A 15,273-nucleotide genomic window follows, 5' to 3' on the forward strand; every position below is an offset into this window, starting at 1 on the left:
TCGTCCCTTATAAGTATTGATAAGCATCGGCTTAAGCCGCCGTGAACGTCATGGCCGCGCCATTCATGCAATAGCGCAGGCCGGTGGGTGCAGGGCCATCGTCGAAGACGTGCCCTTGGTGGCCACCACAGCGGCGGCAGTGAATTTCCTTGCGCACCACGCCGAAGGAGGTGTCGACGTGGCTGGCGACCGCGTTGTCCAGTGGCTGCCAGAAGCTTGGCCAGCCGGTGTGGCTGTCGAATTTGGTGGCCGAGGAGAACAGCGGCAGCGCGCAGCCGGCGCAGGCGAAAGTGCCCGTGCGGTGCTCGTCGTTGAGCGGGCTGGTGTAAGGCCGTTCGGTGCCCTCCTCGCGCAGAATGTCGAATTGCTCGGCGCTGAGCAGGCTGCGCCACTGAGCCTCGGTGTGGTTGACCTCGAAGGTTTCGGCGGCTTCGGCGTCGGTGACCAGGTTGAGCTGTTTGAGCAGGCCGCCGGCCAGGACGGCGACACCCAGGCCGCCGGTGGCGAGGAGTATTTGTCGGCGTGAATACATGGGATTTTCCTCATTGATGGCTGGCGCTGATCGTGTGGCTGCAGGGTTGGTGTGGCGAGCGGGCTTGTCCCGCGTTGGCGTGCGTGGCGCTCCCGGTTTTTTTGGGGCCGCTGCGCAGCCCGACGCGGGGCAAGCCCGCTCGCCACGGGGATCTGGCTAGCCAAAAGCCTTTCTTGTCGTAACCGGTGCCTTTGTATTGAGGTGATCCTGGGCCATGGGCGGTCGCGAAATCCTCACGCAGAGTTAAACAATTCGTGATAACTACACTGTTGCAAAACCCGCACAATGCGCGGACTACAAGTGAAGGTTTCTGAAGGTTTCCAGCATGGATCAGCCCAAACGTGTCCTGGTGGTCGAGGACGACGCCCATATCGCCGACTTGATCTGCCTGCACCTGCGCGACGAGCAGTTTGAGGTGGTGCACAGCGCCGATGGCAACGAAGGTTTGCGCCTGCTCGAGCAAGGCGGCTGGGATGCGTTGATCCTCGACTTGATGCTGCCCGGCGTCGACGGCCTGGAAATCTGCAGGCGTGCCCGCGCCATGACGCGCTACACCCCGATCATCATCACCAGCGCGCGCTCCAGCGAGTTGCACCGCATCCTTGGGCTGGAGCTGGGCGCCGACGATTACCTGGCCAAGCCGTTTTCGATGCCCGAGCTGGTCGCGCGGGTCAAGGCGCTGCTGCGCCGCGTGGACGCGATGGCGCGCAACTTGAAGATGGACGCCGGCAGCCTCGACCTCGGCCAGTTGTTCATCAACCCGCTGACCCGCGATGCGACCCTGCAAGGCCAGCGCCTGGACCTGACGCCGCGCGAGTTCGACCTGCTGTATTTCTTCGCCCGACAGCCGGGCAAGGTGTTTTCGCGCATGGACCTGCTCAACGCGGTGTGGGGCTACAGCCACGAAGGCTATGAACACACCGTGAACACGCACATCAACCGCCTGCGCGCCAAAGTCGAAACCGACCCGGCCAACCCGGCGCTCATCCTCACGGTGTGGGGCCGGGGCTACAAGTTTGCCGAGAGCGCGTCATGAAACTGACCCTGACCCAGCGCCTGTCGGTGGTGTTCGCCGTGCTGCTGGTGATTTGCAGCGGCACCTCGGCATGGCTGCAGGTGCGCTCCAACCGCATGCATGAACTGGAAGTGGTGCAAGGCCTGTCGCGCGACCTGGCGGCGCATATTGCCCGCGACACTCAACTGATGGACGCCGACGGCCTCAATCCCGAGGCGGTGCGCAACCTGTTCAGCCAGTTGATGCTGGTCAACCCGAGTGTCGAGGTGTACTTGCTCGATAATGACGGGCGTGTGGTCGGGAATGCCGCGCCCAGCGGGCATTTGCTGCGCGACAAGGTCGACCTCGCACCGGTGCGCCGATTCCTCAGCGGCGCGATGCTGCCGATCCTCGGCGATGACCCGCGCAGCGTCGATGGGCGCAAGGTATTCAGCGCGGCACCCCTCAAGGCCAACGGCCAGCAAACCGGCTTTCTGTACGTGGTGCTGTTGGGCGAGGCCCATGATGTGTACGACGCCAAAGACGCGACCGGCATGGCGCTGAAGATTGCCTTGTGGTCCATCGGCCTGGTCGCCCTGCTCTGCCTGTTGGCCGGCTTGATCGCCTTTGCCTGGATCACCCGACCGCTGCGCCAACTCACCGACAAGGTGGGCCGGTTCGACATCAACGGCGCCCCTAAACCTGCGCAAATCAACACCCCCGAACTCGACAGCGGCGATGAAATCGCAGTACTCGACCATGCCTTCGTGCAAATGGAAAACCGCCTGGGCGAACAATGGCGCGCCATCACCCATCAGGACCAGGAACGCCGGGAAATGGTCGCGAACATCTCCCATGACCTGCGCACGCCGTTGGCGTCGCTGCACGGCTATCTGGAAACCCTGTCCCTCAAGGACGCCAGCCTCAGCCCCGACGAGCGCCGCCGCTACCTGGGCATCGCCCTCGACCAAAGCCGCAAAGTGGGCGGGTTGGCCCAGTCACTGCTGGAGCTGGTGCGCCTGGAACATGGTTTTGTGCAGCCGGTGATCGAAGGCTTTTCCCTGCCGGACCTTGTGCAAGACATCTTCCAGAAATTCGCACTCACCGCCGAAGCCCGCTCCATTACCCTCACCGCCACGCTGCCGCCACAGGTGCCAACGGTGCTGGCCGACCTGGGCCTGATCGAACGTGTGCTGACCAACCTGCTCGACAACGCCTTGCGGCACACGCCGGTAAACGGCGAAGTCGAAGTGATCCTGGCGCCCGAGGCTACTTGTGTGGCAGTGACCGTCAGCGACAGCGGCCCGGGCATCGACGCGCAGTTGCGCGAAGGCTTGTTCCTGCGCGCGTTCACCATCGGCGGCGCACGCCGCGATGGCGGCCTGGGCCTGCGCATCGTGCACCGTATCCTGCAATTGCACGGGCGCAGCATCCAACTGGTGGAGCGCCCAGGCCATGGGGCGACCTTCAGGTTCTCCCTAGAAACGCGAGCATCAGCGCGTTGACCCGCTCGGCCTGTTCGTTCTGGATCCAGTGACCGCAGTTGGCCAACACCTGCTGGTGCAGGTTGGGCACTGCGTCGGGCATGCGCTTGAGGGTGTGGGCTTCAAACACGCCGACCGGATCACGGTCGCCAATCAGGAATAATGTGGGTTGCAGCACGGGCTGGCCGGCGAGGAACTCGGTGCGCTGCCAGTTGCGCTCAAAGTTGCGATACCAGTTCAGCGGGCCACGAAAACCGCGCTTGCTGAAGGTTTGCACGTAAACGTCCAAGTCCGCTTGAGTACACCACGTCGGCAATGCGCCGGGGGCCGAGACGCCGTCGAACAAGGTGGCGTTGGCTGGCTTTTTCTGCAGGAACACGTCCTGATCCTGCATGAACAGCCGCAACGTGCGTTCGATGTCGGCATCCAGTTCCCGCTCGGCTACGCCCGGTGCCTGGAAATACAGGATGTAGTTGAAGCGCTCGGCGTACAGCTCGCGCATGATCTCGATCACCGGGCGCCGGGCGCGTCCGGCAAACGGCACGGACATTGTGATCAAGCGGGCGACCCGCGCAGGCTCCAGTAACGCCAGATGCCAGGCCACCACGGCGCCCCAGTCGTGGCCGACCATCACCACCTGTTGATGGCCGAAATGGTCCATGGCCTGCTGAATATCGGCACACAAGGTCAGTAACTCGTAATCGGCGACCTCGGCAGGCGAACTCGATTCGCCGTAGCCGCGCATGTCGGGCGCGAACACCCGATACCCGGCGCCGGCCAGCGCGCGAATCTGCTCTCGCCAGGAGTGCCAGCACTCCGGAAACCCGTGCAGCAGCCAGATCGGCTGGCCGTGCTCGGGCCCGGCGATGTGGACGCTCAACTCAATACCGTTGACCTGAACCTTGTCATGCTGGATATCGCTCATCACTGGCTTCCTTGTGATCGATGGTGTGAAGGTTATGAAGGGAGCGCTCGCGGTATTCGCGTGGGGTGCACTTCATCTGACGTTTGAATACGCTGCTGAAGGCGCTGTCCGACTGGTAGCCCAACGCCTGGCCGATGCTGGACACACTGCTGCCGGAGGTGTTCAAGGCCTTTATCGCCAAGTGCATGCGCCAGCGGGTCAGGTACTCCTGAGGGGCCATTCCGACCTGCTGTTTGAAGCGCAAGGCAAACGTCGAACGGGACTGATTGGCAATGCCGGCCATGTCGCTCAAGGTCCAACGCCGCGCCGGTTCGGCGTGCACTTGCGCAAGTACCGGTGCCAGCCGAGGGTCGGTCAATGCCGCCAACCAGCCTTGAGTGCTGGCACCCAGGGAAGATTGATAGAGCCGCAGGATTTGCACCAGCATCATTTGCGCCAAATGCTCGGTCATCAATGCCGCGCCGAGTCTTGGCCCGGCATATTCCAGGGCCAGCCGCTCCAGGCACCAGCGCAACACGCCGGCCTGTTCGGACCTGGCGCTGATACGCACCACCGGCGGCAACCCATCGAGCAACAAACGCGCATCATCGCCGTAGGTGAACAGCCCACCAATCAGAAACAAATCCTGCGCGTCGCCCACGCGGGCGATGCCGTCCACCGCCTCGCGGTAAACGTCGCGCGCGTCAACGCCCTCCCGTGCAAGGTTGCTGGACAATCTCCACGGACGGTTGTGTGTCAGTAAAAAACAATCGCCCTCGCTCAAAGCGATGGGCACCGGCTCGCCCTCCACTTCCAGCCAACAGTTGCCCGCCACCACGGATTGAACTTGATGCCCTGCGGCGCCGGAAAATTCACCGCCCACGTGCCGCCGGCCTTCAAGCCCGCGAACAACGTGCGGTGGCTTTTCAAGCGGGCCAATACCTCGGAGAGAGTATCCATAATAAAAATCTCCGGACGATCGCGATAGAAACACAGACTTTAGGGCATTCCGCGTCCGACCGCCGAAGAAGAACATAGCCCTACCCCAAATGGAGAACGGCTATGACGCGCAAACAAGCCCCCCTCAACAGTGGTTTTGGTGCCAGTACCACCGCGCTGCAAGCGTCGGCCGCTAAAAACTTGCGCGGTATGACCGCCATCGTCACCGGCGGTTACTCCGGAATTGGTCTGGAGGCCACTCGCGCACTTGCAAGTGCCGGAGCACGGGTGATCGTCCCTGCACGTGACGCGCAAAAGGCGCAGCGCAGTCTGCACGGCATACAAGGCCTTGAATCGGTGCACCCCGGCGAATCCTTACTGACCTGGTTCGGCATCTGGACAAAAAGGACTTGGCGTTCGTCGGCGCGCTGGATGAACACGGCGCTGTGCGCGCGGCCAGCCATTACAAAAGCCCCGCACAAGGCGCCGCCACGCTGGTGCGGTGTGGCGTCCCCCCGCAACTTGAAGGAATGGGCGGCCTGTACTGCGAGGACTGTGAAGTTGCCACCCCCACTGAAGATCACACCCCGCGCAGCGGCATTCCCCCCAGAGCGATCGATTCGGAGCAAGCCGAAAAACGCTGGGCGCTGAGTGAACAACTGAGCGGCATCACGCTTGAGTGACGGGCGCCCACCAGCGCGGCAATAATTGGCGAACGCGCGCTTCGCCAAAGCGGTCGTCAATCAACATCACCACGCCCTCATCCTGCTGGCTGCGAATCACGCGCCCCGCCGCCTGCACCACTTTCTGAATGCCGGGGTACAGGTAGGTGTAGTCGTAACCGGAGCCGAAAATCGACGCCATGCGCGCTTTCATCTGTTCGTTGATCGGGTTCAGTTGCGGCAAACCCAAAGTGGCGATGAAGGCGCCAATCAAGCGTGCGCCGGGCAAATCAATGCCTTCGCCAAACGCACCGCCCAGCACGGCAAAGCCGATGCCCTGGCTGTGCTGGGTAAACTGGTTGAGAAAACCCTGCCGTTCGGCCTCGGCCATGCCGCGTGACTGCAACCACAACGCCACCTGCGGGTGGCGCTCGGCCATTAACTGCGCCACCTGTTGCAGGTAATCGAAGCTTGAGAAAAACGCCAGGTAGTTGCCGGGCCGTTGCGCGAATTGCCCGGCGATGAGCTCCACGATCGGTGCCAGCGAGGCTTGGCGGTGCACAAACCGCGTGGAGATCGCATCGACGATACGCACCTGCAATTGCTCGGCCTTGAACGGCGATTCCACGTCGATCCACGCAGTATCGGCCGGCAGGCCGAGCAGGTCGGCGTAATAGTGGCGTGGGCTCAGGGTCGCGGAAAACAACACGCTGCTGCGCGCGGCGGTCAGCCTGGGCCGAATGAATTCGGCCGGCACCACATTGCGCAGGCACAGGGTTGAAGCACTGCGCTTGCCACCGAACTGACGTTTGCTGATATCAAAGATGAAGTGTTCGTTGAACAGTTCGGCGACTTTGGCAAATTGCAGCGCTTCGAAATAAAACGCCTGCAGCTCGCCGCTGAGGGCTTCGGGGTGATCATTGAAGTAATCGCCCATGGCGCTGGCGCAGAGGCTCAGGGCCTGCAGCAGTTTTTCGGGTTTGCCGGCGTAGGCCTGGTATGGCGCGAGCTGGTCCTTGTGCAGGGCGTTCCATTCGCGGTTCAGGCGTTGCAAGGGTTTCTTCAGCGGCTCGGGTGCGCTGTCGCGCAGGGTCTTGAGGCTGTATTGGTCGAGGCTGGCGCTGTACATCGAACGCGCACGCTCGACCAGGTTGTGGGCTTCGTCCACCAGCACGGCGGCGCGCCATTGGTTCAACTGGGCCAGGCCGAACAGCATGGCGCCAAAGTCGAAATAGTAGTTGTAGTCAGCCACCACCAGGTCGGTCCAGCGCGCCATTTCCTGGCTCAGGTAATACGGGCAAACATCATGAGCCAGCGCCACGTCGCGCAGGTTGCGCTGGTCCAGCAGGCGCACCTTGGACGCGGCCGTGCGCGCGGCCGGCAGGCGATCGTAAAAGCCTTTGGCCAAGGGGCAGGAATCGCCATGGCAGGCTTTGTCCAGGTGTTCGCAGGCCTTGTCCCGGGCCACCAGTTCGAGCACGCGCAGCGGCAAATCGGGGCTGCTGTCGTAGAGGACTTGGGCGGCGTCCAGGGCCAGCTTGCGGCCCGGCGTCTTGGCGGTGAGGAAGAACACCTTGTCCAGCTGCTGCGGCGCCAGGGCCTTGAGCAGCGGAAAGATCGTGCCGACGGTTTTGCCGATGCCAGTGGGCGCCTGCGCCATCAGGCAACGGCCGGTACTGACGGCTTTGTAGACCGATTCTGCCAGGGCACGCTGGCCGGGACGAAAGTCAGCGTGGGGGAACGCCAGGCGCTGGGCCGCGCCGTTGCGCACGTCGCGGTGCTGCATTTCCTGTTGGGCCCAGCCCAGGAACAACGTGCACTGCTGGTTGAAGAACAGTTCGAGGTCGGCCGCTGCAAAGCGCTGGTTGAACAGGGTCTCGCCCTCGCCGACGATGTCGAAGTACACCAGTGCCAGGTCGATTTCACCAAGGCCGAGCTTCTGGCACATCAACCAGCCGTACACCTTGACCTGCGCCCAATGCAATTGACGGTGGTTGGCGGGCTGGGCGTCGAGGTCGCCGCGATAGGTTTTCACTTCTTCCAGGCGATTGCTGTCCGGGTCGTAGCCGTCCGCCCTGCCCCGTACTTTGAGCTGTTGGTATTCGCCTTCCAGCGCGACTTCGTTCTGGTAGTGCGCGCTGCGCCGCGACGCCACGGTGCGGTGGCCGACGATACCTTCCTGGGCGCTGGGCGACGGCGTGAAGCGCAGGTCGAGGTCGCCGACCTTGGCCGTGAATTCACACAGCGCGCGCACCGCGACGCTGTAGCTCAAGCCGACTGCGCCCAGCGCACATAACAGACAGTCACCGGCATCTGATACTCGCCACAGAACTCCAGCCAGCGCAGCTGGTTATCCTGCAGGCGGTCGCCGGGGCCCTTGACCTCGATCATGCGGTAAGTCTTCTGGGCGGGCCAGAACTGGATCAGGTCCGGCATGCCGGCGCGGTTGGCGCGGATGTCCAGCAGCAAGCGTTCAAACCAGTAGCGCAGGTGTTCGGCGGGCAAGCAGTCCAGTGCTTGCTGCAGCAGGTCTTCACTGAGCAGGTTCCAGAACACGAAGGGCGACTGGATGCCCCATTTGTCGACGTAACGCTGGCGGATAGTGGCCTTGTAACGCTCATCGCCAAGCTGCTCGAAACACGCCGCGAACAACGGCGCGCGGCGCTGATGGAAATCTTCACTGTGCAAGTCCACCGGCCCGCGCTGGAACGGGTGGAAAAACGAGCCGGGCAACGGTGCAAAAATCGCCTCCCAGCACAACAGGCCGAACAGGGAGTTGATCAGGCCATTCTCGACGTAATGCACCGGTGCATCGGGCTCGCTGAGGTGCGCCTGCACGCAGTACTCCACTGACATCAGCGGCTGCGGCATCTCCAGCGCCAGGTCCAGACGCGTGACGGGCCGCGGCTTGGCCTTGGGCAGCGCCGGCTCCCCCAGCTTGCGGCGCAGACGTGGCAGCACGCGCAGCAGGTGTTGCTGTTCGGCGGCGCTTTCCGGAGCCTGTTGCGCGGCGCACGCCAGGGCCATGGCTTGCGGGTAATCCTCCTGGCGCTCCAGCACGCGAATCAGGCGTGACCGGGCGCCGGGATAGGCGCATTGGCGGTAAATGCGTTGCGCCAGGTCGAGTTCGGCACTGCGTTCGCAGTACTGGCCGATCTGGAACAACAGCTTGGCGCGACGCTTTTCCAGCCACGGGTTGTCGGTGCACAGCGTAGCGATTTGCGCGAGTACGCCGTCCAGTGCCTCCCCCGCTTCGAAGGCCTGCTGGCATTGATGCAGAAATAGAAAACCGACGACGTCGTCACGGGTGCGCAGGCCGCGGGACTCGGTGCAAAACTCGACTTTTTCGTAGGTGTAGATGCCAAGGTCGGCCAGCACGAACTCTGACCAGTCCTGGTGCAGATTGCCAAAGAACATCAGGCGCAAGCGGTCGCACAGGTCCATCACGGTGAGGCTGTACAGTGCATCGCTCAGGTCCGGGCACCACTGGGCAAAGCTGCGCTGCTGCGTAAAATGCTGCGTCAGTGATGCCAGCCAGTCGGTTTTCTTGGCTTTGGGTTGATCAATCCAGGGTTTGAACGCAGCGAGGACTTCGCCTTTTTGCAGCACGGCGAACAGCTCTTCAACGCACAGCGCGCCTTGATCATCGACCCAACCCTGCTCAATCAACGCCAGGGCGGCCGAGCGTGTGCAACCAATCTCAAGGTAATTGAGCTTGCTTGCGCGAAAATGCACGCCCTTGCGCATGACCATGCGCACCAACAGCGCCTGTGACGCTTGCGGCAACCTGTCAAATTGCTGAATGAAATGCTGTTCGTCCGCATCAAGCAAATCCGCATAGCGCTGCACCAGCCACTGCAGGACTTGGCGGAAGTTATGCAAGTAATACAAGGGATTTTCGAGGGGGTTGGCCATGTCGAGCGCTGATCAAATACTGGTTATGCATACAGAGTGCCGTCGCGAACCCGTTGTTGCAATCGGTAATAGATAAATGGCGCACGCAACTTTTCTAATAAAAAGGATCAGATAGCTCAGTTGATGGCGTAACATTTACGGCCCGCACCCATAGGCTGCGGGACTTTTCAGGGTTAAAGGTAAGGGTTATGAACATGAAGAATTTGGGTCTGCCGCTGGTTGCACTCACTTTTCTACTATTGGCCGGTTGCTCAACGCAAACCGTGGTGACATTGCAAAATGGTACGCAGTATTTGACCAAGGACAGTCCTAAAACCAAGACGGCCGACGGCTTCTACGAGTTCACCGACATCGCTGGCAAGCATGTGCGCGTCAAGGCCGATGACGTAGCGACGGTACGCAAGGAAAACTGATAAAAAAAGCCCCGCTGATGCGGGGCTTTTTGTTGCAGGTTCAGTACCGGTAGTACGGGTGGTAATACGGGTGATAGTAGGGATGGTAATAGTACGAGTGGTAGTACGGCCGGTAGCAGCATGGGCCCGGATAGGCCGGGTACACCGCACACCCGCCCAACCCCAGCAGTACCAAGGCGCATAGCAGCAATCGAAGTCGGGACATGCTCAGCTCCTCATATGACGCGCGAAACATCTCGCAGGTGCTGATTAAACGCGTCAGGCGCACGTAATCCGTCGCAAGGCTGCGCCGCTGATCAATGAAGATTTATTTACCGAAGGATTTTCCCCGCCTGGGCGTTTAACCGATAAGCCGCTTTTATTTTCAAACGCGGCACAACGGAGGAACGACGGCCATGGCACTCATGTCCCGCACGGTACGCGCTCTTTTGCTGATTCCCCTGACCCTGGCGGCCTTGGCCTGCGCGCCAGCGTTTGCCGACACCATCATCATTCGCCAGCCACCGCGGGTGATCGTGGTGCAACCACCTCCACCGGTCTATTACGGGCATTGGGGCTATGCGCCACGCCCCTACTACTACCCGCATCACTATTACGGCTATGGCTGTGGCTACCCCCACCGGCCCTATTGGGGCGGTGGCTGGCGGGGGCAGCACTGGCACTGATCGGTTGCGTGAGTGATCAGCCGATCACTACGCCATCCGTCCACAGCCCGCCATGCCCCACGCCGACCAGCGTCACCGAGTCGGCCCCAAACGTGAGCACCGTATCGGCGCCGACCACCTTCGCGTGGTCACGCAGGTCGGTGCTCCCTTCCACGTCCTTGAACACCAGTTTGTCGGTGGGCTGGTAGCCAATCACGCGGTCATTGCCAAAGTGGCCGCTGAACAAAAAGGTGTTGTGCCCGCTGTCGTCGCGGATCGTGTCGTTGCCTTTGCCACCCTCGATAAAGTCCGCCCCCTTGCCGCCCTGGATCAGGTCGTTGCCGTTGCTGCCGATGATGAACGTATTGCCCTTGTGCGGCTCGGCATTGCGGTTGAGGTCCTGCACCCAGGTATTGGCCCGCGCCGGGTCGGACAGGTTGGCAACAATTACCGTGGAGTCACGGGTCATCTGGTCGTAGAAGCCGGACTCGAGGATGCGCGTCATGCCATCGCCGTAGGCCGTCGGCAAATGCGAGACCCAGGTGGGCAGGTTGACGATGGAAAACGGCATCACATTCCACAGTGTCGAGGCGTAGTGGTCGTTGAAGCTGACGATGTTATCGGTGGTGGACTCGTGGGGTTTGTCGTGCACGCCCAGCGACGACAGGTTGAAGGACGAGCCGTCCAGCGCGCGGAACACCGGGTCGTTTTCGTAACCAATATTGAGCACCTTGTCGCCGGCACTCTGGGTCGGCGAGGCATAGGCGACATAGTTGGCGTCCTTGTAGAACCCCGCCCATTTGTTGTTGCTCAAGTCCGCCATGCTGTTGACCGCCAGCCCGCCCAGGCTGTGGCCGCTGACCACCACGTCCTTGCCGGTCAGGCCATGGGCACCGGCGTAGTCGGCAACATTCTTGAGCAAGCCGCCGAAGGCTTCGCCGGCGTAGTTTTTCGCGTAATCCTTGGGCCCCAGGGCCGCGAGCAGATCGCTGATCAAGTCGCCGATCGAGTCGCTGATCAAGGTTTCCCGTGGCCCCGAGGTGCCACGAAAACCGATGCCGATTTCGAGCAGTTCGCCGGCGTCGTCGTATTTGCCGAGTACCTCGACCTGGGCCGTGGTGTAGCCGGCTTTTTCACCAAAGAAGGTGCCACGTGCATCGACCTTGCCGGCGTAGCCCAGGGCACTGGCGCTGATCGGTGTCCAACCGGCTTTCTGCACCGCCTCAAGGGCGGCTTTTTCCGAATCCGGGTTCCACGGGATGCCAGGGATCACGCCCTGGGAATCCGTGCTGCCGAGCAGCGCACCGACCAGCGTGGCCGGTAGCCCCAAGCCTAACCCGTTGTGCTGGTAGCCCACGGCAAAGCCGTTATCCAGGTTGTGATAGGAATACAACGTGATCGCCATGGCATCGGCGAACAACGTTTTGGAACCCTCGGTGCCAAGGTTTTTATAGTCAAAGATACCCATGGTAGTGCCTCTCTGTTGTTGGATTTGTAGAGAAAGCGAAAACACTTTTCAGCGGTGGGCCAGGTGTCAGGTGGGAGCTGGCGTGCTCCCACCTGACACCTGGCCCGCATGCAAAGGTGATGAAACCTTTAGAACGCCCAGTCGAGGCTCAAGCCCACCCCGTGCACTTTGTCCTTGCTGGCCAGCAGGCCGTTGTAGTCAACGTTCACCCGCGCCTCTTTGCTCAAGGCCAGGCTCACCCGCGCGCCCACCAGCGCGGCATCGCGCACCATCGGCGCGCTTTCCACCGCGAACGACGGGCTGCCCGACGCGAACGCCAGGTGCTGCTCGGAATCAGTGCTGCTCAGGTTGTGCTGCCAGCCCAGGGTGCCGGACACCTCCAGTTGCTGGTGATCGTTCACATTGAAGGTCTTCAATGCACGCATGCCCAGGGTGCTCAACACCACATCGCGGCGGTCGTCATGGCCTTTGAGCGCGGCGGCATCACCTTTTTCGGTAAAGCCATCGGTGTCCAGGTGCACGTAAGCCAGGTTGGCGAACGGCTCCAGGGCCAACGGTTGCAGATTGACGCGGTAAGCCGCTTCGCCAAACACCTGCGTGCTGCTCGCGTCCACTTTGACTTTCTGCTTGCCGGCCACATCGCCGTACTGCAGGTCGCGCTTCACATCGGCGCGATGCCAGCTGTAGGTCGCTCCCCCGCTCAGGCGCAAGGCACCGATCTCATGCCCGGCATAGGCGCCAAAGTGGTAGCTGTCGACCGAGGCACGTGAGTGGGTGTCGTTGCCCATGTTCAACGAGGTGTCGCTGTAACCGGCGACCAAACCGATACGGGTCGCCTCGTCCAACGCACCGTCAACGCCGACGAGCATGCCGCCCAGCGAAGTGGTGTAGCCCGCCGTGTCGCTGCGGCTGTCGGTTTTGCCCCAGGCGCCCAAGGCCTTGACCCACACGTTGCCACGGCTGTCGAGGGTTTCGCTGGTGGCGCCCATCTCGCCATTGTGCAGGCGCTCGCCCACCGCTTCACGCACGTAGCGGCTGTCGTTGACCAGCGCGCTCTGCAACGCCGGGTAGATTTCGCCGGACAGTTGCTGGAACGCGCCTTGCGCCGAGGCCGCAGTCGGCGCCAGCAACAAGCTTTCATACACTGCGTTGCCGGCGCCCAACTGGTCTGCCGCCGCGGCGACAGCACGCTGGTTGGGCGTAACGGCCACACTGGCGAAGCTGTTGGTACGCGCCACATCCAACTGCACGCCGTTGGCGGCATAGTTCAACGTGCCACCGATAAACAGGTAGTTGGGCAGTACCGCACCGAAGCTACCGGTAACCCCACCCGCGGCTTGCAGGATGGTGTACTGGCGACCGATCAGGCTCTGGGCCTGTGCGTTTGTCAGCAGTGTCGGGCTGTTTTCCAGGGCCAGGGTCACGGTGCCGCCATTGAGCGTGGCCGTGCCACCGGCGACGATGCGATCGCTGCTGGTCGGCGACAACTCGACCGCGTAGGTCGAGCCCGCGTCGAAGGTGACATTGCCAGCCACATTCAGCGTCCCGATGGAATTACCCGGCGCCACGGTGCCGCCGCTTTTGGCGGACAGCGAGCCGATATGCCCCGAGCCACCGACCACGCCGCTCTGGCTGACGGTGACGTCGGAGGTGACCGAGCCATTGATCGCCAGCAAGCCCTGATTGACCAGGGTCGGGCCGCTGTAGGTGTTGTTGCCGGTCAGCACCAGCGCGCCGATGCCCTGCTTGGTCAGGCCGCCGTGGCCGGAGATGTTGTTGCTCCACACGTCCAGCCCGCAGTGCACGTCCGTGCACAGGCGCTGGGTCGGTTTGCCGGCATCCACCACGGCGCCGATCCCTGGCAAATCCGCCACGAACTGCCCGCTGCCGTACGCGCCGTCAATGCGAAACTCGGCCGGGATATCTTCGCCGGTGATGAACATCCCCGGGCCGTTGACCGCCTTGCCCAGGTTGATCATGCCCCAGCCGTACAGCGCGTCGATGCCCGGCGCGCCGAGGTCGGTGGCGGTGGTTTTCAGCACGGTGGAGACCTGATCGCCGCTCATGTACGGGAAGCGCTCCATCAACACCGCCGCAGCGCCGGCCACGTGGGGTGCGGCCATGGAAGTGCCATTTTTATTGGCCCAGTCGGTGGTGAGGTTTGAAAGATCGGTGCCGTTGATGATCGAGCTGAAGATCTTGGTGCCCGGCGCCGATACGCAAAAGCTTGCCGCATACCCGCAGCGCGACGAGAACGTACTGATCACATAAGGATCAGCGCTGGCGGTGTCCGGGTTCTGCTGCAAAGCCGCCACCGACAGCCAGTTTGGCGCGATGTCCGGCACGAAGTAGGCCAGGCCCGACATCGCATCCGGGTTGTTGCGGTTGTAGTCGTTACCGGCGGCAAAGATGGTCAGCACGCCGCTGCGGGCCGCGTCGATTGCGCCTTGATAAGCACCGCCGGCCAGCGTGCCGAGGATCGGCCGGATAACGTTGAACTGCGCCTGCGCTTCATTGACCGTGAAGTTGGGGAATGCCGGATCGCGGCCGCCCTTGGCGTACTGGTCACCGATGCCGATGCCCCAGCTGTTGTTGATGATGCGCGCGCCATTGGCGACCAGCCCATCCCAACCGGCCTTGTACACCGCGCCATCGTTGCCGAGGATGATCCCGTCTTCCGGGCCCGGGTCGCCGTTTTCGGCGCTGAGGATTTGCGCATTGAACGCCACGCCATGCATCGGCCCACCATCGCGGTTACCCGCGGCAATGCCGCCGACGTGGGTGCCGTGGTTGCCCAGCTTGCCGTTGGAGTCCTTGGAGGGCGTGCCGTCATAACGGAACGCATCGCCCGCCTTCACCGGAATGTAGGGGTCGGTGTATTGGCGAATGCCCTCGGTGACAATGGTCACCACCTTGCCGGGGCTGTCGAATTCCGGGTGCTGCGCGTACACCGGCTGGTCGAAGATCCCCAGCTTGACGCCCTTGCCGGTGTAGCCCGCGGCGTAGGCAGCATCTGCATGCACCGCGCCCAGGCCCCAGTCGGCCTTGAATTCATTGCTGCGCCAACTGGCCGCGTCGCCCAGCTTGCCCGCTTCCACATAGGGTGCGGCCTGGGCGGTTCCCAGGCTTGCCAGGCAGCACAGCAACGCGCCGTATGGCACGCAGCTCAAGGCCTTGAGCGGGTAGCCCGGGCCGGTGTGAGTGGCGGTGATTAACCCTGACTTGCGTTTGTTCACGGTGACCTTCCTTAGTTTTCTTATTGCCGGTATGTGAATCACTTTTTCTTCAGCGCCGCCTATCTGATGTGGGCGCTGGCGT

General features: G+C 62.3%; 13 protein-coding genes and 1 pseudogene. 6 read left to right on the top strand and 8 right to left on the bottom strand.

Annotation, left to right across the window (positions count from 1 at the left end; all coding sequences use genetic code 11):
- Nucleotides 1-31: 31 nt before the first annotated feature.
- Nucleotides 32-532: a peptide-methionine (R)-S-oxide reductase MsrB gene (msrB, locus tag L8K08_RS11465; RefSeq protein ID WP_119740560.1), complete on the bottom strand. Its 501-nt coding sequence runs from the start codon at nucleotides 530-532 to the stop codon at nucleotides 32-34.
- A 325-nt stretch (nucleotides 533-857) separates the two neighbouring features.
- Between msrB and L8K08_RS11470 the strand changes: the two genes are divergently transcribed.
- Entirely contained in the window at nucleotides 858-1,568 is a 711-nt protein-coding gene (locus tag L8K08_RS11470) for a response regulator transcription factor (RefSeq protein WP_242196854.1), read from the top strand.
- A complete protein-coding gene (locus L8K08_RS11475; protein WP_242196858.1) occupies nucleotides 1,565-3,031 on the top strand; it encodes a HAMP domain-containing sensor histidine kinase in 1,467 nt (488 codons plus the stop codon). Before L8K08_RS11470 ends, L8K08_RS11475 begins: the two co-directional genes overlap by 4 nt.
- Here the strand turns inward: L8K08_RS11475 and L8K08_RS11480 are convergent.
- The gene (locus L8K08_RS11480; protein ID WP_242196861.1) at nucleotides 2,994-3,935 is read right to left on the bottom strand and encodes an alpha/beta hydrolase; all 942 of its coding nucleotides are present in this window, start codon (nucleotides 3,933-3,935) and stop codon (nucleotides 2,994-2,996) included. The genes L8K08_RS11475 and L8K08_RS11480 overlap by 38 nt on opposite strands.
- Nucleotides 3,916-4,797 carry an AraC family transcriptional regulator gene (locus L8K08_RS11485; protein ID WP_242196864.1) on the bottom strand — a complete coding sequence of 294 codons (882 nt, stop codon included), beginning with the start codon at nucleotides 4,795-4,797 and terminating at the stop codon, nucleotides 3,916-3,918. Before L8K08_RS11485 ends, L8K08_RS11480 begins: the two co-directional genes overlap by 20 nt.
- A gap of 266 nt (nucleotides 4,798-5,063) precedes the next feature.
- Between L8K08_RS11485 and L8K08_RS11490 the strand changes: the two are divergent.
- Both L8K08_RS11490 and L8K08_RS11495 read left to right on the top strand, forming a co-directional pair.
- Nucleotides 5,064-5,138, top strand: a pseudogene (locus L8K08_RS11490) (hypothetical protein); the annotation flags it as partial.
- Nucleotides 5,139-5,263: 125 nt separating this feature from the next.
- A complete protein-coding gene (locus L8K08_RS11495; protein WP_242197935.1) occupies nucleotides 5,264-5,536 on the top strand; it encodes a hypothetical protein in 273 nt (90 codons plus the stop codon).
- Here the strand turns inward: L8K08_RS11495 and L8K08_RS11500 are convergent.
- Together L8K08_RS11500 and L8K08_RS11505 are read right to left on the bottom strand one after the other, a co-directional pair.
- Nucleotides 5,523-7,787 carry an ATP-dependent DNA helicase gene (locus tag L8K08_RS11500; protein WP_242196867.1) on the bottom strand — a complete coding sequence of 755 codons (2,265 nt, stop codon included), beginning with the start codon at nucleotides 7,785-7,787 and terminating at the stop codon, nucleotides 5,523-5,525. The genes L8K08_RS11495 and L8K08_RS11500 overlap by 14 nt on opposite strands.
- A complete protein-coding gene (locus L8K08_RS11505) occupies nucleotides 7,784-9,430 on the bottom strand; it encodes a VRR-NUC domain-containing protein (protein WP_242196870.1) in 1,647 nt (548 codons plus the stop codon). Before L8K08_RS11505 ends, L8K08_RS11500 begins: the two co-directional genes overlap by 4 nt.
- Before the next feature lie 188 nt (nucleotides 9,431-9,618).
- On the opposite strand from L8K08_RS11505, the gene L8K08_RS11510 reads away from it, so the two are divergent.
- Entirely contained in the window at nucleotides 9,619-9,843 is a 225-nt protein-coding gene (locus L8K08_RS11510; RefSeq protein ID WP_145160571.1) for a YgdI/YgdR family lipoprotein, read from the top strand.
- A 40-nt stretch (nucleotides 9,844-9,883) separates the two neighbouring features.
- Here the strand turns inward: L8K08_RS11510 and L8K08_RS11515 are convergent, their stop codons facing one another.
- Nucleotides 9,884-10,048: a hypothetical protein gene (locus L8K08_RS11515; RefSeq protein ID WP_164487936.1), complete on the bottom strand. Its 165-nt coding sequence runs from the start codon at nucleotides 10,046-10,048 to the stop codon at nucleotides 9,884-9,886.
- Nucleotides 10,049-10,238: 190 nt separating this feature from the next.
- Here L8K08_RS11515 and L8K08_RS11520 point away from each other — a divergent pair, with 190 nt between their 5' ends.
- Entirely contained in the window at nucleotides 10,239-10,508 is a 270-nt protein-coding gene (locus L8K08_RS11520) for a hypothetical protein (RefSeq protein WP_242196873.1), read from the top strand.
- A gap of 16 nt (nucleotides 10,509-10,524) precedes the next feature.
- On the opposite strand, the gene L8K08_RS11525 is transcribed toward L8K08_RS11520, so the two are convergent.
- Both L8K08_RS11525 and L8K08_RS11530 read right to left on the bottom strand, forming a co-directional pair.
- Nucleotides 10,525-11,955 carry a lipase gene (locus tag L8K08_RS11525; protein ID WP_242196876.1) on the bottom strand — a complete coding sequence of 477 codons (1,431 nt, stop codon included), beginning with the start codon at nucleotides 11,953-11,955 and terminating at the stop codon, nucleotides 10,525-10,527.
- Nucleotides 11,956-12,083: 128 nt separating this feature from the next.
- Nucleotides 12,084-15,191, bottom strand: a complete 3,108-nt coding sequence (locus L8K08_RS11530; RefSeq protein WP_242196879.1) for an autotransporter serine protease — start codon at nucleotides 15,189-15,191, stop codon at nucleotides 12,084-12,086.
- Nucleotides 15,192-15,273 lie beyond the last annotated feature (82 nt).

The sequence above is a fragment of the Pseudomonas sp. TREG-RG-20F-10-E-6-01 genome, from assembly GCF_022662455.1.
Taxonomy (GTDB): Bacteria; Pseudomonadota; Gammaproteobacteria; order Pseudomonadales; family Pseudomonadaceae; genus Aquipseudomonas.